The organism is Paenibacillus paridis, from assembly GCF_006345825.1.
Lineage (GTDB): Bacteria > Bacillota > Bacilli > Paenibacillales > Paenibacillaceae > Pristimantibacillus > Pristimantibacillus paridis.
The window spans coordinates 72722-96987 of the sequence record NZ_VCIX01000092.1 but is presented as its reverse complement, the minus strand read 5'-3'; the positions used below and the strand labels follow the sequence as shown (position 1 = coordinate 96987).

The following is a 24266-nucleotide window of genomic DNA, read 5'->3' as shown; positions in this document are numbered from 1 at the left end:
ATGATGAAGGCTTCTACTTAAATTGAAAGAATGTTCTACTCGCGCAGCGACCAATAAGAGAAACTTAGTTTAGGCTACAGCATTTTAAGCAAAGGCTCATAGATGCCGTACAGAAGCAGGTAGAAGGCTGCGCCTAGCGCGGCTCCGATATACGCGCCATTCAAACGAATGCGCTGCAAATCGGTCTCTACTTTGCTTTCGATAAAATGCACCAGCTTCTGCTCGGTAAAGCTGTCCAGGGTCTTGCGGACGATAATGCCGATGATGGCATGCTCGGTATCGATCATCTTATGAACGAACTTCTGGGCGTATTGCTCCAGCCAGCCCTTCGTCTCCTCACTCGCCTTAAACCACTCCCAGTAGGAAGCGATAAATTGATTGATCAGCTCTTTAATATCGGCCTGATGAACGGAATGCTTATCCGGCACAGCAAGCGTTAGTTCTGGCTCCTGAATCAGCAGCTGCCTGAAATTCCCGAGCAAGGCTTCAATGGAAGGCAGGAGAGAAACCTTATCGATCACCTCGTCCCTCCACTCATTCACGGCGGCTGAGACATCCTCGCGGCTTTGCAAGCTATCGGCCAGCTGGTACACCATTTGTTCAAGCAAAACGCGAAGCTCGTGCTGCGGATTGCGCAAATCTTGAATGAAGAGCTGCAAATCGTTAAACAGCACATTCGTTGCATCGTCCAGATTTAGGGCATTGGTTGACTCGGCAATTTCGACCGCCATTTTTTTGAGCCATTTGGAAAAGATGCTTCCCTGGTTAACAAACTTTTCCTTTTCCTTGCCAAGCAGCTCGCGAATTACAATCTTCATATCCTCGTCCGATGCCCGCTCAGCCGCAAGCTCGACGATCTGACTGACCCAGCTTTGGAATTTCCCTTGCTCCATCACCCACTTCAGTCCTTTGCCCGCGTAGGGGGATAAGTTCATTTTCCCTAGGCTTTGGCGTGCTTTATCATCCAGCACAACGGCTAGCCCTTTCATGTCCAGCTTGGCAAGCAATCCTGAAACCAGAGTCCAGCCCTGCTCGGCAAGCATGCCGCTTGGCCGGCGGTCGATCCAGGCAATCGCGATCTCAACGAGCGAGATTTGTTTGACCTTCTCCTGCAGCAAATCCTTGCTTAACAGCTGCTGCTCCACCATATTGGCCACGCCCTCAATCAGCTTGTCGCGGTTTTTGGGAATAATCGCGGTATGGGGAATCCATTTCCAGCCAAATGGATGCCGGAACAAGACGGTAACGGCAAACAAATCGGCTAAAGCGCCCACTAGGCCAGCCTCTGTCGTATACAGCAGCATGCGCGTCCACCACTCATCTGGAAAAACATATAAGCAGCAAGCGGCAATAACGAACAAGACGGCCAACAAAATCAAGCTGCGGTTTGCTTTTTTTCTCATTGCCATTTATGCTTGCCCTCCAATCCAGTAGGTCAACAAATGCAGCACTACGCCGATAAGCGCGCCGATGCCGATCCCGTTAATTCGAATATATTGCAGATCACGCCCGGCTTTCTCTTTCACAAGCGTGATAAGCTCCTGCTCAGAGAAGCTGCTGAGCTTGTCGCTTACCATTTTGCCAATATAGGAATGCTTCTGCTCCATCCACTTCAGCACAGTGGTCTTCACGTATTGATCTAGGCGTGAGAGCAGCTCGCTGTTTCCCTCTATATAATGGATGCCTTCGCTTATTTTCTTCTTAATCCATGGATACCTTGCGAGCTCTCCTTCCGCATTGGCGGCTGCAGCCTGACGCAAAGATTCGAGTCCTTTCTGAATATACACATCCAGCTTAATATCCGCTTTCACGGAAGCCAAAAGCTTGGTCTTACCCGCTTCAATTTTGGAGCGCAGCAGCTCATCCGTACGCAGCCTGGCAACAAACTGGATGATATAGGCCTTCATTTGCTGGCGCTGCGGATGCTCTTCGGAATGGAATTTCTCCAAAAAGGAGACGAGCCACTCCTGCAGCCTGCCGCTAATATTGGCAGCTTCCAGCCCGGCGGTCGCGTCAATCAGCTTGCGCCTAAATTGGTCTCCTTCGTAGGATTTGATGGCGGAGTTGACGATCTGACTGATCACAGAGCCAAAGGGAGCCGACTTTACGATTTTGATCAGCTCCGGAATAATAAACTCGATGATTCGGTCATCATAGCCATTCTTAATCGTCCAATCGCCAACATCCGCTGCAATATCCGCAACCGGAATCGAGTCGGCATGCTCCAGCAGGAAGGTTTGTACGGTTTTGGCCAGCTCCTGCAAATCAATCGTCGTAATGACATCATCGGCTACCTGCTGCAAAATATCATTAATCCCCGCTTCGCCGCCATGCTGCTTCAAATAGGTGACGAGAACGTCCGCGATATTGTATTCGTCAAGCCGCTCCCGAATATTCGGAATGGTCAGCAACTCGTTTTGCACCATCTTCACTAGCTCGCCGATCAAGCGCTCGCGGTTGCGGGAAATGATGTTCGTCCCCATCCAAAACGGCCATTTGATCTTCAAAGGATTGCCGAATAAAGCGCTCACGGCAAAGGAATCGGCCAAACCGCCAATCGTGGCCGCGCTGAACAACGAGAACAGCAGTCCTCCTGCAAACGAATCGTGAAAGGGAAAAGCGACAAGTATTCCGATAGCCGAAAAAAGCAGCGCGAGATCCGCCTTTTTCTTAATGCTGAATTTATTCATAGCTAGGGCTCCATTCCTGGTGATCTTTACCTAAGTAATTATCCCATAACTACAGGGTATGAAACAATGGAGCATTGTTTCTGATGCGCAGCCGTTCTTTTCTCCTCGTTATATCGAGGTGGATCTGTAGTTTTCTTTTAAAATTTGCTTGGCGATATAAAAAATTTGTCCCATATGCTCGGAATAATGGGCAGCGCACTGATGCAGCATATCGAGGTTCGTTCTCTCCCTGCTTCTCACCTGTTGCGTCTGCATAAGCTTCTCATCAGAAAGACTACGAATCGTATCGATGACAAACTGAAATCCGTCTTGTACCGTTTGTTCTATTAAAGTCTTCGGAATAAAAGCGCTAACCAGCTCATCCGCACGGTTATGATCTGAGTTCTGCCGCAAAATACCTTTTATGATTCTTTCTTGAATATTTCCATTTATATGAAAAATCAATACAGCAATGCTGTGGCTCACTTCATCCGGTCTCCAGTTCAACTGTACTTCATTCAACTGGTTAACGGCTTTAAGAATCCGTTTACGGATTTCTTCAAATTTAAGAATTAACCATTCTTTATTAAATACGTAGTTCATTCTTTTCGCCTCCTACTTACTTATGGGGACAGTCAGTTACTGTTATAGGCTATTCCTTAGGCGGTCGTATCCAATTATCTATTGTGGCTCGATACCCAAAATTTTCGGTTTGATTTGCCCGGAATCAACCATTTCAACGACTAATTCTCTGTCCTTCAAGTGCTTGGAAAAGTCATAGTTAATGACGACCTCATTGAATGGAAAAAAGAAGTTCATTTGGTTTTTTACGCCTCATTCCTAGCCCCCTTACACACAATTGATTCATACACCATTTCTTTACATGTACGAAATAATCCTTCCTGCATTTTTCTGGTTCTGAATGTAGCCGATAGGCATATACTGGTGGTTGATAAGAAAAATGAGCTTCTAGAGGAGGCGGACGATCAAAATGACCGAAAAAAATAACAATCCATTTGATTATAAGTCCTATTGGGAAAACAATTATGCCCAAGGCGGTACGTCAGGCAGCGGTTCGTACGGTGTGCTGGCTGACTTTAAAGCAGAAATTATAAATGACTTTATAGAAGAACATGGCATACAGAAAGTCATTGAATTCGGATGCGGTGATGGAAACCAAATTTCTCTCATGAAATATGGGCAATACTTAGGCCTGGACGTTGCCAATTCCTCCATCGACATCTGTGCTCAAAGATTTGCCGGAGATCTCACCAAAAGCTTTCTTCCCTATAATCCTCGACATTTCGTAAACCATGGTTTTTTATCGAGCGAGCTCGTCGTGTGTTTGGATGTCCTCTACCATATTACTGACAATAACGATTTCCGCAAAACATTAGACGACATTTTCTCGTGCCAAGCGAGCTTCGTCATTTTGTACACACGAATTACGGGCGCCAACGAGCCAAATGTCGTTCCAACGATCCAAGATCGGGATATTATGCAGCATCTAGAGGCCTATGCTGATTACCAGGTGTTGAGCATTCTTGAGCAAAAACATAAAGAACTGTCATCCGCTAGCTTTATTATTTTGAAAAAAAACCTATGAACGAAGCATGCTTCCTACTGTAGCAACAAGCTCGAAAAAAACAGGGATGCTATCCAATTTACTGGATAGCATCCCTGTTCGCTCAGACAGCAATGCCGTTATGATTTTGCGGTAATCACATATTCACTGCCAGCCATTGCCGTCCAGCTAAGAAGCCCATTTTGTTGAATCAGATCCTTTATCTCCACACCATTATTCGTCACAACAAACGAACCCTCGGCTTGTACGACGCATTTATTCGCTGCATTCGAACGAATACGCGCCTCAGCCAGCTTCCCGGCAGCCCAGCGGATATCCACCTCAAAGCCGCCTCTTGCTCGCAAACCTGTCATTTCGCCAGCTGTCCATGCCGCAGGCAAAGCGGGCAGCATATGAATGCTTCCGGCATGGCTTTGAAGCAGCATTTCCGTAATCCCGGCCGCTCCGCCAAAGTTCCCGTCGATTTGGAAAGGCGGATGGTTATCGAATAAATTCGGAAGCGTAGAGTGGCCAAGCAGCGCTTGCACATTCTCGTACGCCTTCTCGCCATCCTCTAGCCTTGCCCAGAAGTTTATAATCCAAGCTCGGCTCCAGCCCGTATGACCGCCGCCATTCGCGAGCCTGCGCTCAAGCGTAACTCTTGATGCAGCCGCCCACTCCGGCGTTCCTCTTACCGTGAAGCGCTTGCCGGGATGCAGCGCGAACAGATGGGAGATATGGCGATGCCCAGGCTCTGCCTCCTCGTAATCCTCCATCCACTCTTGAATTTGACCGTGCTTGCCTATGGCAGGCTCTGGCAACCGTGCTCTCAACCGCTCCCATTGCTGCTGTTCTTCAGGATCAATGTTCAGAATCTTTGAGGCTTCGGCGCAGGCCGTAAACAATTCATATAAAATTTGGCTGTCCATGGACGCCCCGATACAGAGCGTGCCGGATTCGCCATTTGGCAAAATATACGTATTTTCCGGTGACACAGAGGGGTTGCCTACCAGATAGCCCTCATCCGTTTCCTTGAGGAAATCAACAAAAAATTGGGCCGACTCCTTCAGGGTCGGATAGATCCGCGCTAGGAATACATGGTCTAGCCCATACTCGTAATGCTCCCACAGGTGCAAGCAAAGCCAAGCAGCGCCCATTGTCCAATAGGAGGCCGGCAAATAAATATCCTGCGGCGCTGTATCCCCCCAAATATCGGTATTGTGATGGGCGACAAATCCTCCGCAATCGTACATCGCCTTGGCCGTCACCCTGCCCGGTTCACGCATGCGCTCAATCAGTTCAAACAACGGCTCATGGCATTCCGCCAAATTGCCGGATTCTGCTGGCCAGTAGTTCATTTGCGCATTGATATTAATCGTATATTTACTGTCCCAAGGCGGCAGCATCTTCTCATTCCAGATGCCCTGCAGGTTAGCTGGCAACGACCCCGGCCGACTGCTCGAAATAAGCAAATATCGGCCAAACTCATAATACAATGCCAGCAAACCAATGTCTTCCTTGCCTTCTTGAACAAGCTTCAGCCGTTCATCCGTCGGCCATTCGTTATCCTTAGAACCCGCTGATGATAATTGAAAATGCACCCGCTCCGAAAGCGCGCTAAAATCTTTGATATGGCGTGACCTCAATGTTTCGTATTCCGTTAATGCCGCGTTTGCTCCCTTATTCACGGCATACAGCTCAGGATCCGCTTGACGGAACGTCGTCGCGGCTGTCAGCAAGAGCGTTACGCTGTCTGCGCCTTCTACAACAAGATGCTCGCCGATAATCGTAACCGTTCCTCCGTCAGCCACCGCACGCAAGGCCGTTCGGAAGTCAGAGCCGCCTGCCCCTCCGCACATCCCACGCATGACGATCGTATTCTCATCCGCTTTGACCAGCTCATCATAATATCGGTTCCCTCCACGTGCCAGTCGGGCAGTGAAGCTGATGCTTCCCGGTCGATCTGCCGTGAATCTAGTAATAAGCGCCTCATCGGGGAAACTTGCAAAGGTTTCCCGTTGATAGACCGTGCTCCCTTTTCTGTAGGACACTGCCGCGATTCCATTTTTCAAATTCAGTTCCCTCGCGTACGAATACACTTCACTATTGTCTTTGTAACGGAAAGAAAGCTGTAAATCGCCAAGCGGCATATAATGACGCTGGGTTTCCGGAACGCCCGAGAGGGCCATAGCGGACAAGGAATGCGCTTCTTGCAAGCGCCCTTCTTTAAGCAGGCTTCGAATTTGGTCCAAATGCGGCAAAGCATCCGGATTATTTCGGTCACGCGGACCGCCGTACCATACGCTATCCTCGTTCAACGCAATTCTCTCGTGCACAGGATTCCCGAATACCATGCCTCCGAGCTTGCCGTTGCCTACTGGAAGAGCTTCTTCCCATACTTGTGCAGGCTGCTTGTACCATAAGCGGTTTTCCGTTTGCGGATTCATAGACGAATCTCCTTTTCGATGAATGATCTTTTATTTGCTTGGTCAATCCATTATCATAGTAGTATTGCTACTAAAAACTTGGACGGCGGTGCCCGCAGGTGATTCAAAAAAGCGAACAACACGCATTATCTGATTTGCTGCAATCGCTGCAGCTTCAACTGCTGATTACGCATAAAACGCAAGTCTCCCACGATTGGAGCGAGAGCAATACCTTTCCCGAATACAATAAGCTGTATTACATTTGTGAAGGGGAAGGCTGGATTCAAATCGGCGACAAGGATTATTATCCGAAGCCCGGACAATTATTTCTCGCTCCCGCACGTACGAGGGTTTCCTTCTCTACTTTAAACAATCGTCCTTATTTAAAATATTGGTGCCACTTCAACATTATGGCCGGCCCCTTCGACCTGTTCCAGTGGATTGGCGTTCCTCTGTGCCTAGACGCTGAAGATCCTGACAGGCTGATTGATTTGTTCCGGGAAATGATTGCTTGGCATGAGCAAAATACCATCGTAGCGCGGCTTCGCGAGAAGGCGGCGCTGCTAGAGATCGTCAGCCGTTTTCTTGAAGCGGTGCCTATTCAAGTGCTTCAACACCGTACTGAGGAAATCAACCGCTTGAACGTCATCCAGCAGTATGTGGACAGCCGACTCCATACAAGCATTAGCATCGAGCAAATGGCAGAAGCCCTCCATTTGCACCCGAACTATTTTAGCGCCTATTTCAAAAAACATTTCGGTATTCCGCCGCTAAAATATGTCAGCCGCAAACGAACTGAACGCGCTAAGCAGCTATTAACGACAACCTCTTTCAGCATCAAGGAGATCGCCGATCAAACCGGCTTTAAAGAAACGAATCATTTCACGAAATTTTTCCGCAAAGAAACCAGTCTTTCCCCTACCGAATACCGCGCTGCTTATTCCAGTTAGCGCATCCGCCCATCTTCAATTTCATTATAAAAGCGCACTCATTTCTTGACGATGGACGAAACTAAGATATACGGGTATAAAACTAAGAGCCTCGCAGCGGTTGCGAGGCTCTTATAGTTTTAAATCGAGTCAGAAGAGATATTCACAACATCATTTCTTGCGAATAGAACCGCTCTAATGGCCGTTGAGTGAATGCGCTTGATAAGGCTTACCAGATTTATAGAGTTATATTACTCGACCTTAGCAAACTAGCCGGGAATAATTCCATCTATTTCATATTTTTATTAAATAACGCTAATTTAACAAGATGAAATCCAGCTAACTATTCCTTGATCTGAAAAATGCGAATTGAAACCGAGAAATGGTGCCGGAAGCACGAACTGATCGCCGTTGCCTATCGATTCACCCCATATTGTGACAAACTTACTGATTATAAGATGAAATCATCGACCAATCCTGATCAGTCAACTGATTCAGCTGCCAGATGGCAACGCCGCGCAAACCAAGCTCCTTGGCCAAACGCATTTTGGCTTGCATGCTAGCCGTGTTCTCGTACCAGAGCAAATGGGAGCCTCGTGTATCCTTAAATGTCACTTGATTCAAAAAATAAGGCAGCGACATTACCGAAGTCGTTCCCGGTTGATCGATTCTATCTTCAACCGCGGCAATCGCCGGGGAACGGAAAAACTCCTTGGTTCCATCTTCTTTCGTCGTCCATTGGTTCGCCTGCTTCGATAACCCTAGCAGCAGCTTGTCGGCTGGAATGTAAGCAAGCGCATCGCGTACAGAATCCCCTACAAGCGTCAATGGCGCAGACGGCAGCCCGCTTTCTTCATGCGTAAATTCATAAGCCATCAATACTACGCGATCAGCCAGCTCGCCAATCCGCTTGTAGTCGTAACCAGCGTAGTAATAGGAAGGCGGTACAGCGACAGTCATTGCCACCTTGCTGCCCAGCTTAGCTTTCACAGCAAGAAGCAGCTCTATCAAAGGCTCTTTGTACGTTGCAGGCACAAGCCCTTCAAAATCAATAGCGACGCGTTCGAAGCCGTACGACGGATCGGCAATCACTTCGCCAAGCGAGTCGGCGAATGCTTGGCGGGCTTCAGCGTCCAGCAGAAACGGCCCCAGCTTCTGAAGCGTCGTATTCGCAAATATCATTAACGTCTTGGTCGATCCGCTAGCCTCTGCGGCGGAAAGCGTCTGCTTCCAGTCGCTAGGCAGCGCTAAAGCGACCGCTGCTTTGCCTTCGCCCTGATAATCGAGCTTAGCCCAATCGAAGATCACCTCATCGGCGGAAGCAAAACGCCCGTTTTTCTTATATGGTCCGCCAGCTGCATAAAAGGCTGAAATTTCTAACGAATGAGCGCTGCTGCGGAAGCCGATCATCCGATCCACAATGGCCGCAGCTTCGCGGCGCGTCAACGGTTTTTTCGGTAGGAATAATCCTTTGTTGTCCCCTTGCATAATGGCATCCGAATAAGTCCTCAACACATACGGAGCAAGCGCTTTGTCGATTTGATCCGTATCGCCAAAGGCTGCCGCCTTGCGTGCATCCAGCCAGCCCGCATCCAGCCACTGCTGCTTCTCCTCCGCTGTCTTATCCTGCAGCAGCGCGTAAGCTGTCAATGCCGCGACTTCCTCGCGCTTAATGCTTGCGCCAGGAGCAAACTTGCCATCCTTCAGGAGCAAGTCCAGCCATCCGGCATCGTAGGCTTGCTTAATGAAGCCATAGGACCAGCGCTCCTTCGCAACATCTGCCGGTGCGCTCTTCTTCTCTTCACGGATGACCGGCTTCACAGACTCCACCAACAGCTTCACGAATGCTTCTCTTGTAAGCTCTGTATTAGGGCGATAAGTGCCATCTTCATATCCGGATACGACGCCCAAAGCGACTAACCGGTAAATCGATTCTGCTGCCCAATCCTTCGCGGGTACATCTCGATAGGGTTTTAATTGTGCGTCATACGCAAACGCCTGCATAGACGTTCCGATCACAAACATCATCAGGATTCCAATAAGCATTGCCGTTTTTGCCTTTAATCTCACGTTATCCCTCATCCTTTCGAACCTAAACTAGTAAACTATCAGACGAATCGATAGAATCATATCTTATTTTCCAGTAAAAGTCCAATAAGCCCAGCTTGTGGTAGTTCATTGCCTTTATGAACATAAAAAAGTACGGCCTCCCCAATTTCTTGAGAGACCGTACTTCTATTCAGGTACAGAACTTGTTAGTAAGCTTTAAAAAAGATATTGTGCCTCTTTTTGTTCTCTGAGCTTTGTATAAGTAGCTGTCAGCAAGATGGTGTCTTCCACCAGACGCTCGATTCTGAAAAGAACATCATCATTCACAATTTCCTTATGATGAAAATCTTTTTCCTCAATAAAAACATAGCTTTGAACCATTTGCGCTTTCATATAAGACAAAATCGGCTTTAACTGCTGCTCTGCTACTAAAAAATGCTTCGATGATCCGGCCGTTACTAGCATACTTGCCACTTTGTCACGAAATGCGCTGATGGGCAGCAGATCAAAAATATTTTTTAGCGTTGCTGGAATAGAAGCCTGAAAAATAGGTGTCCCAATGACAATGGCATCCGCCTCCATAATGGTTTTTGTCACATATCCTGTATCACCTTCATACTCTAGGTAATTTCGCCCGTCGCTGAACTGTAAATTGTACTCTGCCAAGTCAATAAGAATGAATTCCGCTTCTGGATACTTGTCCGCGATTTCCTTGGATAAGTAGTTCATCACGCTTCTTGTTTTAGACCCGACGATGGAGCCAGATATCCCGACGATTTTCATAATCATTTCCTCCTTATTTATGGGCCGTATATTTCTTGATCGCAGGTAAAATTTCAGTTCCGATCAGCTCAATATTTTTAGCTAGCTTCTCAAATGGAACACCGCCGAAATCCATTTGCGCAAGATATCGCTGATGGACGAATTGCTCATGCTGATACAATATTTTTTCAATGATTTCCTGAGGGCTGCCGACATTGATAACGTTGCGTTTATCTGCCCCTTGAGCAAAAGCCTGCTTTGGAAATCCTTGACCGTTAGTCAGCTTCATTCCTTCATTAATATAAGGATACATCTCTCTCAATGCTTCTTGAGTGGTTTCTGCTGCAAAGAAAAATCCCGTTGTGCCTACGGGAAGAGTAGCAGGGTCAATTCCCTTACTCTTGACAACCTCTCTATACGCGTCAATTGTATTTTTAAAAACACTCACAGGACCTCCTAATGCACCCAACATCATGGGAACAGCCGCATAGCCAGCTTTCATCGCACTTGCAGGCGTACCGCCAACCGCACGCCATATGGGAATCTTTCCGTTTTTAGGTCGCGGTAAAATCTCAGCATTATTTAATGGTTCACGGAAATTCCCGCTCCAATTCACGATTTCTTCTTCATTGATTTTAAGCAGCAATTCAAATTTTTCTTCAAATAAGGCTTCATAATCACGCAGATTGTAACCTAATAGCTTATACAGCCCAACACGAGACGCTCGGCCGGCGATAATCTCCGCGCGACCATCAGAGATCAAATCGATGGTCGCGAAATCCTCGTACACACGTACAGGATCTGAAGTGCTAATAATGGTCGATGAACTTCCGATTTTAATTTTATGAGTGGCTTGGGCAATCGCTGACAATACGACAGTATGGGCTTGAGTAGTAAAATAATTTTGATGGCTTTCACCAACACTAAAGAAATCAATGCCAGCTTGCTCGGCTAACTTAGCTAATTCTATAATTTCATTTAATCGTTGTTTAGCAGAAATACGTTTCCCCGTATTGGGGTTTGAGATATGGTCGCCTAAGGTATAAAGTCCAAATTCAAGACCTTTGCTAAGATCGATTCGATATTTTTCCATATGGATCAACCACCCTCCAGATCAATTCGCTTCCCTGATAAGGTTATTATCAACCATGATAGCAATAAAGTGAAGTATGCACTTAGAAGTGGTATAGTATGCAAAAGGATACCAAGGAGGAAATAACGATGGAGCAGGAAATCAAGCTTGATATAGAGCCATTACTTTGTCGTGTGGAAGATGCATTAAGCATTTTAGTTGGGAAATGGAAGCCCATTATTTTATTATACTTAATCAAAAATGGGACCCAACGGTTCAGTGAGCTGAAACGTTCGATCCCAGGCATTACTCAAAAGATGCTGACTAACCAGCTTCGAGAGCTGGAAGAAGAGGATATTATACAACGCGTCGTATACCCTGTGGTTCCTCCAAGAGTTGAATATTCGATCACTGAATACGGGTCAAGCTTGCAACCAATACTAGATACGATGCATCAATGGGGAGAAAAGCACCTTTTGCATAAGCGTCAAAAGTTCAAGCAAAATAACGAATAAGGAGCATGCTTAAATCGAACAATCCATGCCGCTCCACTTAAAAAACCAGCTGCTGTTCTATCCTTTTCAGCATTTCCTCTTGATGATTATACCGATTAGCAGGAATTTCTACCGTTAAACGCTCGTTATTCGCTGATTTGATCAAATAACGGGAATTGCTCCCGTTAATTCAACCTTCAGCTTACATTCTCGCTCTATTTAATTGAATTATAGGGAGAAATTCCTGTTAAGTACGCCAAAACGTCGAAATCCATTAAAATAACAGGACAAATTACCGCTAAATCAGATAGGGTGAGTCTTGGGAGGTCGTACCTTTGTCTATGAAGGAAACTATCATTAAACTCGTTGCAAGCAAGGTGCTTCCAATAAAAAGCCAAAGAATGCTAGTAAAATACAAGGATCGCTAGTCAAATGGCAAGACGGCTAGTAAAATCTCAGGACTGCTAATAAAAACTCAAATTTGCCAGCCGCGAAGATTAAGCCGCTTATCCTGCCTCCAGCCCGCATTAAGCCGCTGATCACGCAAGCGCTTCAGCTGCCTCCAGCAGCATTAAACCGCTAAGCTGAACACTTAGCTGCACCGGCAACGTCGGAAGCTTATCCCATGAAGGGGCGCATAAGCCGCTCTCGGGATCGAGGCCTTGTTCGAGCAGTATCGCTACGTTTGCCGTAATAACCGCCTTTACCTCGGTCATCTCAGGGGCTATCCGCAGCAGCTCAACCAAATAACGAATGAGGATTCCCTTAAAGAGCCCCGTATCGTCAATCCCCTCATCAGGCAGAAGCAGGCTCACCGGATCGCATAAACGTTCCATGCAGGCTAAGGCTGTGCGCTTTGCATCCGCAAGAAATACAGCCTCATGAGTACACCGATACAGCTCAATTCCTGCCCCTATAAATACACCCTGGCAGTACGTGAATGCCCAGTCGTAGTCGATTTGCATATTGCCCATTCTGTTGATTCCGTCCCATACGAAGCCGGATTCGGGATCTACCAGCGTTTCCTTGTTCCATTTGTAGATTTTCAGTGCCCATTCCAGGTCTGCAGGCATTCCAAACCGCTGATACAGTCGGGCGGCCAATATGACAGCCGGCGCATTGGCCGGCGTGTTCTTATAATCCCGTTGGCCCTTGTTCCAGCCCATGCCGCCGCCAAGCTCTCCGCTCCAAGCAGTCTGGATATCGGCCCATAGCTCCAAGACACTGGCTTTATACATTTCCTCGCCTGTCGCATCATAGGCTCTGAGCAGCGCCAAAGCGAGCCATTCCATGTCATCGTAATAGGGATGAAGAAACTCTCCTCCGTTGCTCTCCCGTATTCCTTCATAAATGGCTTTCAAGTTCTCACGGTAACGCCCGTCACCGGTTCGTTCCAGAGCGTCCACCCAAACGTCAATTACATGCGCTTGCCACCAGTAATAATAATTTTCCTCTGGGTTACACGCTTCACGCGGATACCATTGGTTCATAATTCGGGTGTTTTCGTTCCAATAATTGCGCAGCAAGGCCTCTTGTACAACATCCACTCGGGTATGCCTTGTCATTTGGCTTGCTCCGCCATTTTTTCAAGCAGCATAATTCCGCTCAACTGCACGCTCAACGTCACAACCCCCGCTGGTTTCTCTGCCCAATTCGGACTGAATAGTGTTTTGTCTTCCGCTTTTCCTTTGAGCCAGAGCTGCTCGGCATTCGTCTGAAGCAGCTGCGCAGCGCGGCTTGCTCCGCCAATCGCCTTATCGAGCTCGGCTGCATAACGAATGAGGATTCCTTTGAATAGCCCGCCGTCACCCGTTTCTTCATCCGGAAGCATTCCCGTAACCGAATCGGAAAGCTCCTGGACAGCTGCGTCAAAGGTTCGGACCGCATCCTCCAAATAAACCGTTTTTCCGCTCACCTGAAACAGCTCCACCGCTGCGCCGATATAAACCCCTTGGCAGTAGGTGAACTTCCACTCCTTATCGATGGCTCCGTCGCCGTTTCGGTTCAGCCCGTCCCAGACAAAGCCGGTAGCCGGATCTACGAGATGCTCCTTTTGCCATTCATAAATTTTCAAAGCCCAATCCAGATAACTCTGCTCTTTGAAAACCCGGAATAGACGTGCAGCCAATATGGCAGCAGGTGCATTCGCTGGCGTATTCTTATAATCAAGCTGGCTTTTTTGCCAAGCAATCCCGCCGCCCATATGCCCATTCCAGCCTGTTTGGATATCTTCCCATAATACCAATACCGCTTCTTTATAAGTCTCGTCTCCGGTTGCCTCATAAGCACGCAGCCAAGCAAGCGCCATCCATTCCATGTCATCGTACAATTCATTTGGCAAAGCGCCGCCGTTTCTCTCCATTATGCCCTCGTAGAAGACTCGAAGCCTTTCAACATAACGCGGGTCTCCTGAACGCAGCAATCCATCGACCAGAACATCAACCGCATGCGCCATCCACCAATAATGAAAAATCGTATTGCAGCTGCCATCCGGACAAGGCGTTTCAATATTGTACATCCGGATCGAGTCATTCCAAAAATAGTGTTCGAGCGCGGCCTGGGCCTCGTCTGCCCGCTTCTCCCATGCTCCAATTGCCGTCTGATTCATCTTCCTTCTCCCCTTAGGTTGCATATGGTTTAGCCTTTAATTCCACTGAAAGCAATGCCTTGAACAAAATAACGCTGAAGCAGCAAAAACAAAATGAGAATCGGTAATATAGCCACCAAAGCCCCTGCCATCATCGGGCCAAAATCAGTCTGAAAGTTGTATGAAAAGGCCTGCAAACCCATTTGTACCGTTGCTTTCGCCGGATCGTTCAGCACGATCATCGGCCACAAAAAGCTGTTCCAGCCTGCTTGAAAAGTAAAGATGCCCAATGTCGCAAGAGCTGGCTTCGTTAGCGGAAGATATATTTTCAGAAAAATGTTAAACTCTCCGCAGCCCTCGATACGTGCCATCTCCAGCATGTCGGTAGGCAGGGTCAGGAAAAATTGCCGCATGAAAAAAACAGCAAACGTTCCAGAGGCCCCGGGCAAAATAATGCCCCAAAAAGAGTTCATTAGCCCATGTCCGCCATCGCCGAGCAGATCGTTTCCACCAAAGAGCGGAAGATGCTGAAGAACGTAGACGCTCGGGATCATCGTGACGATACCCGGAATCATCATGGCTGCAAGCAAAACGCGGAACAATGGCTGGCTTAGCTTAAACTTCAGCTTTGCAAAAGCATAGCCCGCAAGAGAGCCCAAGAAGAGATTGAACAATACGCCTGCCGCCGCAAGCACAAAGGAATTCCAGAAATACAAGCCGAACGGCACCGTTGTGAAAGCTTTTTTGTAATGCTCAAACGTGAGCTCTGTGGGCAGCCATTTGATCGGCATCGCAAAAATTTGTTCGTCTGGTTTGAACGAGGTTAATACGCTCCAGTAAAAGGGCAAAAACATGACGATGGCAATGAGCGCACATCCGACATAATAGACCGTCTTCTTGATTCCCTTCTTCAAAGGGGTGTTTCCGAGCGTTTCCATTTGGTTTCTACCCCCTATATCACAGACTCTTCAGCCTTAGTCATTCTCATATTAATGACCGAGAAAATGAGGATCGCGATGGCCAGAACGAACGCCTGCGCCGATGCATAGCCCATTTGCAATTGATTGAAGCCCTGCTGGTAAATCAGGTATACCGGCGTTTTGGTCACATTGGCCGGTCCGCCCTGCGTCAGTACGAATGCCTGATCAAACAGCTGCAATGCCCCGATAATGGATAGCGTGCTGACGAGGAACGTCGTGGGCCTGAGCTGCGGCCAAGTGATAAACCGAAAGCAATCGAGCTTCGTTGCCCCGTCAAGCCTCGCCGATTCATACAAATATTCAGGAACCCCTTGCAGACCCGCCAAATAAATAATCATATTGGAGCCGACGGACTGCCAAAGCGTCACCAAGATGATCGAGATCATCGCCGTCTCCGTCTGGGCAACCCAAGCGGGTCCAGTGATGCCAACGTAAGAAAGAAGGCCGTTTACAAGCCCAAACTCCGGATGCAGCAGCCAAATCCATACGGTGGCAGCCGCTACGGAAGAGGTTAATGTCGGCAAATAATTCAAGGTGCGAAACAGCTTTACCCCCCGCCAAGCGCGGTTCATCAGCATCCCAAGCGATAGCGAGATGATGATATTAAAGGGAACAAACACAATCGCGTAAAGAAATACGTTCCGGAATGTCAGCCATAACAGGTTATCGTCCAACAAGCGGCGGTAATTATCGAATCCAACCCAATCCTTGCGGCTCAGCACATCATAATTGGTAAAGCTCAAATAGAGGGCCATAAAGACCGGAATGACGGTAAATACGAGAAAGAGCAGCATTGTCGGAGTAATAAATAAGTACGCGGTTCTCGCTTGATGACGCTCCAGCTTTCTAACGGAAGCCATAGAAACTCCCCCTTCATGGGAGAAAGGGAGGGTCAGCTCCCTTTCTTTTTTTCAAACGTTTACGGTTATCTATTTCACTTCGCTGTTATCCTTCAGCAGCTTGTCGCCCTGCTCCTGGGCTTTCTTCAGCGTATCGTCAATGCTTTGCTTGTTTTGCTGGAACAACTGCAGGTTTGGCGTCAACGCGTCGCCTTCCATAACAGAGTAACCCGGATGCTTAGGGCGTACCTTGGCAAAATCAAGCGTTTCCATAAATGGCTGCCAGAGCGGATCATCCTTGAAGAAAGGGTCCTCCAGCGCCGGTTTGTAGCCCGGAATGTTCAAGCTAGTTTTCGCCCACAGCAATGCATTGTCTTTATTCGCCAGCCACCATTTGATAAACTCCCATGACTCCTCTTTATGCTTAGCGCCCTCTGGTATAACTAGGCCGAATCCGCCCATGACGCTTCCTTTGTCCCCATTCGGGCCTGCCGGCGGCGGCACAATTCCGAATTCCAAATCTTTTCCGTATTTTTTATAAGTGCTGAGCATCCAAGGTCCTGTAAACTGCATAGCAAGCTTCCCCGTTACGAAGGCGTCCTGTCCTTCCCCAAGGCCTTGCTCAAACCCGACCTTGTACACCTTATCCTGGTTAAGCAAACGGTCCCAATAGTTCAAAACCTGTTTTCCTTGCTCATTGTTGAAATTGGTTTTACCGTCCTCTGTGATCATTTGCCCCCCGGCCTGCTGCAAGTACATGTTGAATAATCCAACGTCGCCTAGTGAAAAGCCTGCTACTTCAAGCTTGCTGCCGTTCCATTTCGTCAGCTTGGCTGCAGCGTCCGCAAGCTCATCCCAGGTCTTCGGAGGCTCTATGCCCGCTTCGGCAAGTAGCTTTTTATTATAGAAAAGCGCTCTTGCATCCACGGTCAAAGGGAGGCCGTAGAGCTTGTCGCCGAGGGAAAGCTCCTTCAATGATTCCTCGTAATAATCATCACGCATGATGCCGTCCCGCTCCATATATTCGTCGATCGGATGGAGAACATTTTTTGGAGCATACAGCGAAGTTCTCCAGCGATCCCAGAAGAGTACGTCAGGCGAACCGCCTGAGGTCGCAGCGGTTAGAAATTTCGTAATCATATCCTGCTGCAATACATACTTGACCCGGATTTTCGTTTGCGATTTATTAAAAGCATCCACCATGGTTTCAAACTGGGCTTGGCCCTCGCCCCCCCAATCTCCCCAAAAAGTAAGCTCAACCGGCTTACCGGATTTGGAAGTGCCTTCTTCCGTCATCGAATTCCCCTTATTTTTCTCTCCCGCGTTGTTGCCAGCGCACCCGGCGATAAGGCTAGTTACGAGCATCATTGCTGTCAACGTCATCAACCATTTTTTCATTTTCATTGCTGTGCCTCCCTTTTATCATTTATCTTGGCTATGTTATAGAGGTGACCCTCCAGTAACCAACGGGCATCTTCCAGCTTCAAAACGAAAACAGCAAACGCTTTCATGAGATTAGTATATTAGTATGCTGTGTTTATGTCAATATAATTATATTTCGACATTTTTCAAGCTGATATACTAATATAGTGACTGTAACTACAAAAAAAATACCCCGAAATCAGGGGTATCACTTATTTGCATGGTCCGTTGAATCGCCGATAATTAGTTCCGCTTCAAGCATCATTTTATTGGGCACTGTTTTCCCTTGCATAATGCTTAAGACATGGCCGACGGCGAGGCGTCCCATCTCCTCTTCATTTTGCCTAATATGCGTAAAAGCGTATCCACCGCCAAGGCCGGTTGGCGGACTGTCGAAGCAGATAATGGAAATGTCCTGGGGAATTCGCAAGCCCAATCGCTCGACTGCCGCTTTGGCAAGCAGCGCGATGTTATATTCAATTGCGAACATCGCCGTTATTTCAGGATGGCTTTGCAGATGAACCATAAGCTTCTCGATATCCTGCTCGATCTTGTTTCCGCTGAATGAATTAGGCAAGGTCGAGAGGAGATCATTGACCCACAACTCCCGGTCTACCGCAATGCCATGTTCGGCATGCGCCTGTATAAAGCCTTCAATTCGATCTTCAACCGCAGTCGTATCGGTAGGCGGCGGCGAAAGAAAGGAAATGTGGCGATGGCCAAGCTCGAACAAATACGCAGTCGCTTTCCGGGCTGCTGCTGCATTATCCGTGCTAATGGACGCGGCAGAGACTCCTTTCAAATGCCTGTCAATCAATACAAGCGGAAAACGTCCGATCACCAGCTTCAAAATTTCCTCATTAAAATACTCACCCTGTGCCGGGAAAACAATCAGTCCATCCACACCTAAATGCAGCAGCTTCTGGATAGACAGCTCTTCATTCGCCGGTACGCCAAATGACCGGCGCAATACGAGAAAGCAATCATGCTCTCTCGATGCCTCCTCCATGCCGTAGATCAGTCCCGTGCCGTAGCTGTTGCCAAAATCGGTAATAACGAGCCCGATGGTTGTCATATCGGAAGCAAGCGCCGACGGCACAGCTTGAGCAGGCACATTTACAGTCACAAAATCGGTATCGGGATCAGCTACAAAAGATCCTCTCCCCGGCTTCCTTACAATTAACCGCTCATTCGTCAGCAGCTCAAGGGCCTTCTTGCTCGTGATTCGGCTGACTTTATAGTCTTCTGCCAATTCCTTCTCTGAAGGGATTCGTTCGCCTACAGCATAAACCTTTGTCAATATCTGATTTTTCACCGCTTCAAATATTTTCTCATACATGGGTTTGGATGACGTTTCATTCATATGCGGCCCTCTTCTCTGCGTCCATTTCATTAATCCCTATTAATATATCATGTTATATCATTCTATGGGATTTGGCAATTCGATTTTCGCATAAGCCTATTTTATCGGCAACTTTACGCTTACCGTCGTTCCTTTTCCTTCTACGCTTTTGAATTGAAGCCCGTAAGGAAGCCCGTAATGCAGCTGCAGCCGTTGATGAACATTACGCAGGCCAAAGCCATGATCCTGCTCCTCGTTGCTATTATCCTCCTCAAGCGATTGCTGAATGCGATCCAGCTGCTCGGGAGACATCCCAATGCCGTCATCCTCCACTTCGAGCAAAAAGCACTCTTCATTCTTTGATACACGGATATGTATATGCCCCGGCGTCTCGCGTCTGCGTATTCCATGATTGATACTATTCTCGACAAGCGGCTGCAAAATAAATTTAATCATTTTGACCTCAGCGAGCTGATCATCCAAATCCACATCCCAGAATAGTTGGCCGGCAAATCGGATTTCCTGTATTTTCAAATAATAGGTGACATGGCGAACCTCTTCCTTCACCGTAATTAATTCGCGTCCCTGGTTCAAGCCAATTCGGAACAAGCGGGAGAGATACGTGACGATGTCGGCGATAATGGGATCCTTGTGCTTGCGTGCCAGCATGTTAACGGAATCAAGCGTATTGTAGAGGAAGTGCGGGTTAATCTGATATTCCAGCGTCTGCAATTGAAGAAGTCTGCGTTTAGCCTCCTCCTCGCGGTTCTTCTGAATAAGACTTAAAATCTCATCGGACATTCGATTCATGGCCGTCGCGAGTTCGCCTACCTCATCATTTCGAACCACTGGCATTTTGAACAAAAAAATCCCTTCCCCTATCAGCTTCATTTGCTGCTGGACCTTATGTAATGGCTTAGTAATGCGATGGGACAGAAATAGAACCATAAACACGCAAAACAAAATGAGCACAAAAGCGATAAATAGAATGCCAAAAAACAAATCGCGTGCAGGCCGCAAAATATCTTTTTTTGATATCCAGGATACGATTGTCCAATCGGAACGCGGCTCTACAAACGTGACGTAATCTTCGTTGTTTTCAAACGCCTTATGCAGAAGCTCGTTGCCTAGGTCCTTCCAATCATGAACCATTATGCGATTCTTTTGCGTATCCGTTCGAATTTCAAATGTTCTATCGTTATTGTACACCGCATACTGCTGATAATTATCTACTTTGTATCTGGCTATCGTTTTTTCCAGATCGCTAGTGTCAATGAACAGAAACAGATAACCGATCGGATTTTTCAAATCCACTTCATTATTGTTAATTTGCCGGTACAACACGACTGTATCCAGTTCGTCCACGTATTCCCATACTGCCGTTCCTTTGTATTTCGCTGCTTCAGCCATTCGGGAATTGATATAGTTATCTATTTTTGAAACGAGTCCATCCCCATAAATCGTACCGTTCATACGGGCTATATAAATGGAGTATTCAACCTTTCGCGTCCCACCATAAGTCTGCATAGCCTGCCTAAATTCGATCGCCCGCTCAAGCTGCTCTCCCGAGCGTTCCGTATTCGGATGAGATAGAAATTGTTGAATTCGCTTATCGCCAAATAACAGCAAAGACAGCTCCTCCAGCTGAAATCGCCAATCGTTGAGTTCGGAGGCTAAGTTGTTAATCGATTGATCCTGCTGCCTCATATAACTTTCCTTCAAATAGCTTTGCAGGGAGTAATACAGGTTTGTGCAGCTTATGATGATTGGAATGAGAATCAACAAAGAAAAAAACAGCATCATCTGCGAGCGGATCGTCCGCATCAGCTTTCGGTCTCCTGATGGCGTTCGCGGTATCCGCTCGGGGACAAGCCGACATTCTTCTTGAACATAGAGCTAAAATAATGAGCGTTGGCATAACCAACCTTCTCTGCAATTTCATAATTCTTATGGTTAGTTAACTGAAGAAGCTTCTTCGCTTCTTCCAAACGGCATTCAGTCATGAACTCTACGCAGGTTTTGCCCATCTGTTGATGAAAAATACGCGATAGATAGTTAGGCGAAATGCAAACCGTTTGCGCGATAGAAGCTACGCTTAGATTCGCATCATGATAGCGGTTCGTAATAATTTGCACAGCTCCGTCAACCAACTGGCTCACAAAGCTGGCGTGATGCGTGCTTCTCCAAGCGATAATATCCGTAAACAGCGCGATAAATTCCTTTTGAATCCGCGTATAAGAAGACAGGGCGTTTAGGCGAGATACGCTTTGATTGAAGGTCGGAACCGAATCAATGCCATATTCGTCAACCAGCCGATAGACCGCTCCAAGCAGCTGCACGCAAGTCAATCGCAGCATTTGCGGCGATGGATTTTGCTGCATGACCATATCTATGAAATTGTCCATTGCCTGTTCATTAATTTGGTCGCGGTAGCGCAAAATTTCAAGCAATTGCTTCTCTTCATCATAAGGATATTCCACATGATCCTTCTTCCATGCTGGTATATCCTCAAAGCGAATAAAGCCTGTCTGCTCCAAAACAGCCAAATACTTCACGCTGTCAAGAGCTTCCAGCGAAGAAGACCAAACCTCGGAAATGTCTTGGCAGCAGCTGCCTACGCCAATATTGATATCGATTTTAAGCGTGCGCTTGATCATATCCGCTGTTTTCTTCCAAACTTCCGTGCTGGCAGCACCCGCCATCACGCAAAGCAACACCGCTTCGGAATGATCGTAAATATAAACGACGCTGTCCGTATTCAATTCCTCAATAACCTTACGAATAGAGAAGCGGTTCAGCCACAGCTCACGCTCCCCTTCATTTTCCATCAGGCTCTCCACATTGCAAATCTCGATTGCGAGGCAAGTATACGAAGAATAGGCAAGAGATATATCCGCAGTCTCCGCTCGCCCCTCAATCATACCGGTGGACGACAATGTGCCGGAGAGCAAGTCGCTCCAAAACTTTTCCGCAATAATAGGCTTATATTCCTCCAAGCGGATTTGGGCCATCTCATTCCAATTTTTCGCTTGATGCTCCAGCAGAATTTCATCCCTTAGCTCTTCAATCGTTTCCTTTAATTCTTCCGGGAATATAGGCTTAACCAAATATTTTGCGACACCTATTTCTACCGCTCGCTTCGCATATTCGAATTTCTCATACCCGCTCAGAATGACAAACCGAATGTCCGGATATTGATCCCGAATCGTTTTGGCAAAATCGAGTCCCGACATGCCTGGCATAAAAATGTCCGTCAGTACCACTTCGGGCTTCTTATATTCAATAATTTTAATGGCGTCCGATGCATTTCTGGCATCCAGCACTTCATTAAAACCAGCTTCACTCCAGTCTATTAATGTACGAAGTCCGTCTCGGATAACAACCTCATCGTCGACTATCAATACCCTCATGCTGCAAATCCTCCTCAAGCTATCTTCCAAATCGATTATTTCACGGCACCTGCCGTTAGTCCACCTATTATTTTCTCGCTTAGCAGCGAATAGATGACAATAGTTGGAATGACTGCAATTACCATCGCCGCAAAAGCAACCGGATAATTAGCAGAAAATGTCGATAAGAAGAAGCGAATAGCCACCTGGAGAGTACGCGTTCCCTCGCTTTGCGTAAGCAGAGATGCAAATAGCAGCTCGTTCCAAGCCGTAATCATTAGAAAAATGCTTGCTGTTGTCATTCCCGGATAAGATATTGGCAGAATGACGCTAATAAAGGTGCGATGCACGCTTGCTCCGTCTATAAAAGAAGCTTCCAATATTTCTTTCTGAATAGAGTCCATATAGGTTTTGACAATTAATATGCTTAGCGGCAAAGAAACTCCGGCATAAACAAGAGCTACGCCAAGCAGCGTATCGTAAAATCCCAGCCAGTTCACAATAAAATAATAAGGAACAATGAACGCATTGGTGGGAATAAATATTCCAAAGGTAATGATTAGCAGCCAGCCTGCCTTAAATTTGAAAGAATACATAAAGGCATACGAAACTAAAGTGGCTAGTACAACACCAATCAAGGTCGATATCATTGCAATAAAGATGGAATTCAAAAAATAACGCGGGATCGGATGGCTCGTCAGGACCGTTTTATAATTTTCAATCATCCATTTATCCGGCAATGCAAACGGTGCCGAAAATAATTCCTGATTCGTTTTGAAGGATGCCAGAATAAGCCAGACAAAAGGGACTAATGTAATCATCATAAACAACAGAATAAATATCCAGCGTAATCCTCTCACCGTGGCCGCCTCCACTCCGACAAGCGCAAGCTGCCAAAAACAATGCCCATCGCAATCGTCCCCATCAGAATCGTCATTAGGCCGGCAGCCATGGAAATGCCATAGCGATTAGCCGAGATCATCTCACGATAGATGTATAAAGACATATTCATAGAGGAATCGGCTGGACCGCCGCCCGTCATTAAGAGCGGATACTCAAACATCCGCAAGCAAAATGCCGTATTGAAAATAATATTGATGCCAATTGCGCTTTTCACCAGCGGCACCGTGATATGCCAATTCATCTGCGCTCTCGTAGCTCCATCGATTTCAGCAGCCTCGTAAAGCTCCGGTGAAATCGTCGACATCTGCGTTAAGAAAATAACCATAGTAAAACCGATATATAACACAAAGGGAATCATGCTTGCGAAGACTGAAGTGCTGGGGTCGCTAAGCCAGGGGCGTGCCCAAGCTTCCAGGCCGACACCCTTGAGCGAGTTGTTGACTAATCCCAGACTGACATGCAGGACAAAATACCATAGAAAGGCAAGCGCTGTGGTGGAGATGACATTCGGCAAAAAAAACAATGTCCGCAGCCATTTCCAGCCTTTCGGCTTACTAAATAAGAGGAGTGCAAGCAGCAGGCCTAGCGGAGTATGCAGCAAAGTTCCCGCCAAAATCCAATACATCGTATTCACCATTGCTGTTTTGAAGGCAGCGTCTTCGAAGAGGTATCGAAAATTATCAAGGCCGACAAAATTCATGCCGCTAAGTCCATCCCACTCCTGCAAGCTCACGAATAATACATACGCAAGAGGAAAGATAAAAAAGACAACCGTAAACAGCAAGGCCGGAGCCAGATAGAGGTAGATTTGCCTAGATGTCATCGTTCACATGCCCCTT

21 protein-coding genes are annotated in these 24266 nt (G+C 47.1%); 3 read left to right on the top strand and 18 right to left on the bottom strand.

Features of this window, described 5'->3' with window-relative positions:
- Window positions 1–74: 74 nt before the first annotated feature.
- From FJQ58_RS22720 to FJQ58_RS32415, 4 genes are all read right to left on the bottom strand, one after another.
- A complete protein-coding gene (locus FJQ58_RS22720) occupies window positions 75–1409 on the bottom strand; it encodes a DUF445 domain-containing protein (protein ID WP_139997106.1) in 1335 nt (444 codons plus the stop codon).
- Window positions 1410–2690 (bottom strand): DUF445 domain-containing protein, encoded by a 1281-nt coding sequence (locus FJQ58_RS22715; RefSeq protein ID WP_139997105.1) that lies wholly within the window; start codon window positions 2688–2690, stop codon window positions 1410–1412. It lies immediately after the preceding gene.
- 108 nt (window positions 2691–2798) lie between these two features.
- Window positions 2799–3272 carry a DinB family protein gene (locus FJQ58_RS22710; protein ID WP_139997104.1) on the bottom strand — a complete coding sequence of 158 codons (474 nt, stop codon included), beginning with the start codon at window positions 3270–3272 and terminating at the stop codon, window positions 2799–2801.
- A 78-nt stretch (window positions 3273–3350) separates the two neighbouring features.
- Entirely contained in the window at window positions 3351–3488 is a 138-nt protein-coding gene (locus FJQ58_RS32415) for a hypothetical protein (RefSeq protein ID WP_162341697.1), read from the bottom strand.
- Between the two features lie 172 nt (window positions 3489–3660).
- Here FJQ58_RS32415 and FJQ58_RS22705 point away from each other — a divergent pair, with 172 nt between their 5' ends.
- On the top strand, window positions 3661–4275 hold the full coding sequence (locus FJQ58_RS22705) for a class I SAM-dependent methyltransferase (RefSeq protein WP_139997103.1): 615 nt from the start codon (window positions 3661–3663) through the stop codon (window positions 4273–4275).
- Between the two features lie 98 nt (window positions 4276–4373).
- Here FJQ58_RS22705 and FJQ58_RS22700 read toward each other — a convergent pair whose 3' ends face one another.
- Window positions 4374–6680, bottom strand: a complete 2307-nt coding sequence (locus FJQ58_RS22700; protein WP_139997102.1) for a glycoside hydrolase family 95 protein — start codon at window positions 6678–6680, stop codon at window positions 4374–4376.
- Window positions 6681–6778: 98 nt separating this feature from the next.
- Between FJQ58_RS22700 and FJQ58_RS22695 the strand changes: the two genes are divergently transcribed.
- Complete coding sequence (locus FJQ58_RS22695; RefSeq protein WP_139997101.1) at window positions 6779–7609, top strand: AraC family transcriptional regulator; 831 nt, start codon at window positions 6779–6781, stop codon at window positions 7607–7609.
- A 423-nt stretch (window positions 7610–8032) separates the two neighbouring features.
- On the opposite strand, the gene FJQ58_RS22690 is transcribed toward FJQ58_RS22695, so the two are convergent.
- The 3 genes from FJQ58_RS22690 to FJQ58_RS22680 all read right to left on the bottom strand — a co-directional run bounded on the left by FJQ58_RS22690 (window position 8033) and on the right by FJQ58_RS22680 (window position 11492).
- Entirely contained in the window at window positions 8033–9658 is a 1626-nt protein-coding gene (locus tag FJQ58_RS22690) for an S-layer homology domain-containing protein (RefSeq protein ID WP_162341695.1), read from the bottom strand.
- Between the two features lie 195 nt (window positions 9659–9853).
- The gene (locus FJQ58_RS22685; protein ID WP_139997099.1) at window positions 9854–10420 is read right to left on the bottom strand and encodes an NADPH-dependent FMN reductase; all 567 of its coding nucleotides are present in this window, start codon (window positions 10418–10420) and stop codon (window positions 9854–9856) included.
- Window positions 10421–10433: 13 nt separating this feature from the next.
- Window positions 10434–11492: an LLM class flavin-dependent oxidoreductase gene (locus FJQ58_RS22680; RefSeq protein WP_139997098.1), complete on the bottom strand. Its 1059-nt coding sequence runs from the start codon at window positions 11490–11492 to the stop codon at window positions 10434–10436.
- A 128-nt stretch (window positions 11493–11620) separates the two neighbouring features.
- Here FJQ58_RS22680 and FJQ58_RS22675 point away from each other — a divergent pair, with 128 nt between their 5' ends.
- Window positions 11621–11986 (top strand): winged helix-turn-helix transcriptional regulator, encoded by a 366-nt coding sequence (locus FJQ58_RS22675; RefSeq protein WP_139997097.1) that lies wholly within the window; start codon window positions 11621–11623, stop codon window positions 11984–11986.
- Between the two features lie 518 nt (window positions 11987–12504).
- Here FJQ58_RS22675 and FJQ58_RS32620 read toward each other — a convergent pair.
- The 10 genes from FJQ58_RS32620 to FJQ58_RS22630 all read right to left on the bottom strand — a co-directional run bounded on the left by FJQ58_RS32620 (window position 12505) and on the right by FJQ58_RS22630 (window position 24250).
- Complete coding sequence (locus FJQ58_RS32620) at window positions 12505–13530, bottom strand: glycoside hydrolase family 76 protein (protein WP_202915316.1); 1026 nt, start codon at window positions 13528–13530, stop codon at window positions 12505–12507.
- Window positions 13527–14573 carry a glycoside hydrolase family 76 protein gene (locus FJQ58_RS32615; RefSeq protein ID WP_202915315.1) on the bottom strand — a complete coding sequence of 349 codons (1047 nt, stop codon included), beginning with the start codon at window positions 14571–14573 and terminating at the stop codon, window positions 13527–13529. Before FJQ58_RS32615 ends, FJQ58_RS32620 begins: the two co-directional genes overlap by 4 nt.
- A gap of 29 nt (window positions 14574–14602) precedes the next feature.
- Window positions 14603–15490, bottom strand: coding sequence for a carbohydrate ABC transporter permease (locus FJQ58_RS22665; protein ID WP_139997096.1), 888 nt, complete (start codon window positions 15488–15490; stop codon window positions 14603–14605).
- Window positions 15491–15504: 14 nt separating this feature from the next.
- Complete coding sequence (locus FJQ58_RS22660; RefSeq protein WP_139997095.1) at window positions 15505–16392, bottom strand: carbohydrate ABC transporter permease; 888 nt, start codon at window positions 16390–16392, stop codon at window positions 15505–15507.
- A gap of 69 nt (window positions 16393–16461) precedes the next feature.
- Entirely contained in the window at window positions 16462–17769 is a 1308-nt protein-coding gene (locus FJQ58_RS22655) for an ABC transporter substrate-binding protein (RefSeq protein WP_139999979.1), read from the bottom strand.
- 232 nt (window positions 17770–18001) lie between these two features.
- Window positions 18002–19156, bottom strand: coding sequence for a GntR family transcriptional regulator (locus tag FJQ58_RS22650; RefSeq protein WP_139997094.1), 1155 nt, complete (start codon window positions 19154–19156; stop codon window positions 18002–18004).
- A gap of 96 nt (window positions 19157–19252) precedes the next feature.
- Complete coding sequence (locus FJQ58_RS22645; protein ID WP_139997093.1) at window positions 19253–20959, bottom strand: sensor histidine kinase; 1707 nt, start codon at window positions 20957–20959, stop codon at window positions 19253–19255.
- On the bottom strand, window positions 20959–22545 hold the full coding sequence (locus FJQ58_RS22640) for a response regulator (protein WP_139997092.1): 1587 nt from the start codon (window positions 22543–22545) through the stop codon (window positions 20959–20961). Before FJQ58_RS22640 ends, FJQ58_RS22645 begins: the two co-directional genes overlap by 1 nt.
- Window positions 22546–22580: 35 nt before the next feature.
- On the bottom strand, window positions 22581–23384 hold the full coding sequence (locus FJQ58_RS22635; RefSeq protein WP_139997091.1) for a carbohydrate ABC transporter permease: 804 nt from the start codon (window positions 23382–23384) through the stop codon (window positions 22581–22583).
- Entirely contained in the window at window positions 23381–24250 is an 870-nt protein-coding gene (locus FJQ58_RS22630; protein ID WP_139997090.1) for a carbohydrate ABC transporter permease, read from the bottom strand. The genes FJQ58_RS22635 and FJQ58_RS22630 overlap by 4 nt, the downstream gene beginning before the upstream one ends.
- Between the last annotated feature and the right edge of the window lie 16 nt (window positions 24251–24266).

What these genes read in the sequence shown, in the direction of transcription:
- FJQ58_RS22720 (WP_139997106.1), bottom strand. Translation starts at nt 1,409, where the DNA reads ATGGCAATGAGAAAAAAAGCAAACCGCAGCTTGATTTTGTTGGCCGTC.
- FJQ58_RS22715 (WP_139997105.1), bottom strand. Translation starts at nt 2,690, where the DNA reads ATGAATAAATTCAGCATTAAGAAAAAGGCGGATCTCGCGCTGCTTTTT.
- FJQ58_RS22710 (WP_139997104.1), bottom strand. Translation starts at nt 3,272, where the DNA reads ATGAACTACGTATTTAATAAAGAATGGTTAATTCTTAAATTTGAAGAA.
- FJQ58_RS32415 (WP_162341697.1), bottom strand. Translation starts at nt 3,488, where the DNA reads ATGAACTTCTTTTTTCCATTCAATGAGGTCGTCATTAACTATGACTTT.
- FJQ58_RS22705 (WP_139997103.1), top strand. Translation starts at nt 3,661, where the DNA reads ATGACCGAAAAAAATAACAATCCATTTGATTATAAGTCCTATTGGGAA.
- FJQ58_RS22700 (WP_139997102.1), bottom strand. Translation starts at nt 6,680, where the DNA reads ATGAATCCGCAAACGGAAAACCGCTTATGGTACAAGCAGCCTGCACAA.
- FJQ58_RS22685 (WP_139997099.1), bottom strand. Translation starts at nt 10,420, where the DNA reads ATGAAAATCGTCGGGATATCTGGCTCCATCGTCGGGTCTAAAACAAGA.
- FJQ58_RS22680 (WP_139997098.1), bottom strand. Translation starts at nt 11,492, where the DNA reads ATGGAAAAATATCGAATCGATCTTAGCAAAGGTCTTGAATTTGGACTT.
- FJQ58_RS22675 (WP_139997097.1), top strand. Translation starts at nt 11,621, where the DNA reads ATGGAGCAGGAAATCAAGCTTGATATAGAGCCATTACTTTGTCGTGTG.
- FJQ58_RS32620 (WP_202915316.1), bottom strand. Translation starts at nt 13,530, where the DNA reads ATGACAAGGCATACCCGAGTGGATGTTGTACAAGAGGCCTTGCTGCGC.
- FJQ58_RS32615 (WP_202915315.1), bottom strand. Translation starts at nt 14,573, where the DNA reads ATGAATCAGACGGCAATTGGAGCATGGGAGAAGCGGGCAGACGAGGCC.
- FJQ58_RS22665 (WP_139997096.1), bottom strand. Translation starts at nt 15,490, where the DNA reads ATGGAAACGCTCGGAAACACCCCTTTGAAGAAGGGAATCAAGAAGACG.
- FJQ58_RS22660 (WP_139997095.1), bottom strand. Translation starts at nt 16,392, where the DNA reads ATGGCTTCCGTTAGAAAGCTGGAGCGTCATCAAGCGAGAACCGCGTAC.
- FJQ58_RS22655 (WP_139999979.1), bottom strand. Translation starts at nt 17,769, where the DNA reads ATGAAAAAATGGTTGATGACGTTGACAGCAATGATGCTCGTAACTAGC.
- FJQ58_RS22650 (WP_139997094.1), bottom strand. Translation starts at nt 19,156, where the DNA reads ATGAATGAAACGTCATCCAAACCCATGTATGAGAAAATATTTGAAGCG.
- FJQ58_RS22645 (WP_139997093.1), bottom strand. Translation starts at nt 20,959, where the DNA reads ATGCGGACGATCCGCTCGCAGATGATGCTGTTTTTTTCTTTGTTGATT.
- FJQ58_RS22640 (WP_139997092.1), bottom strand. Translation starts at nt 22,545, where the DNA reads ATGAGGGTATTGATAGTCGACGATGAGGTTGTTATCCGAGACGGACTT.
- FJQ58_RS22630 (WP_139997090.1), bottom strand. Translation starts at nt 24,250, where the DNA reads ATGACATCTAGGCAAATCTACCTCTATCTGGCTCCGGCCTTGCTGTTT.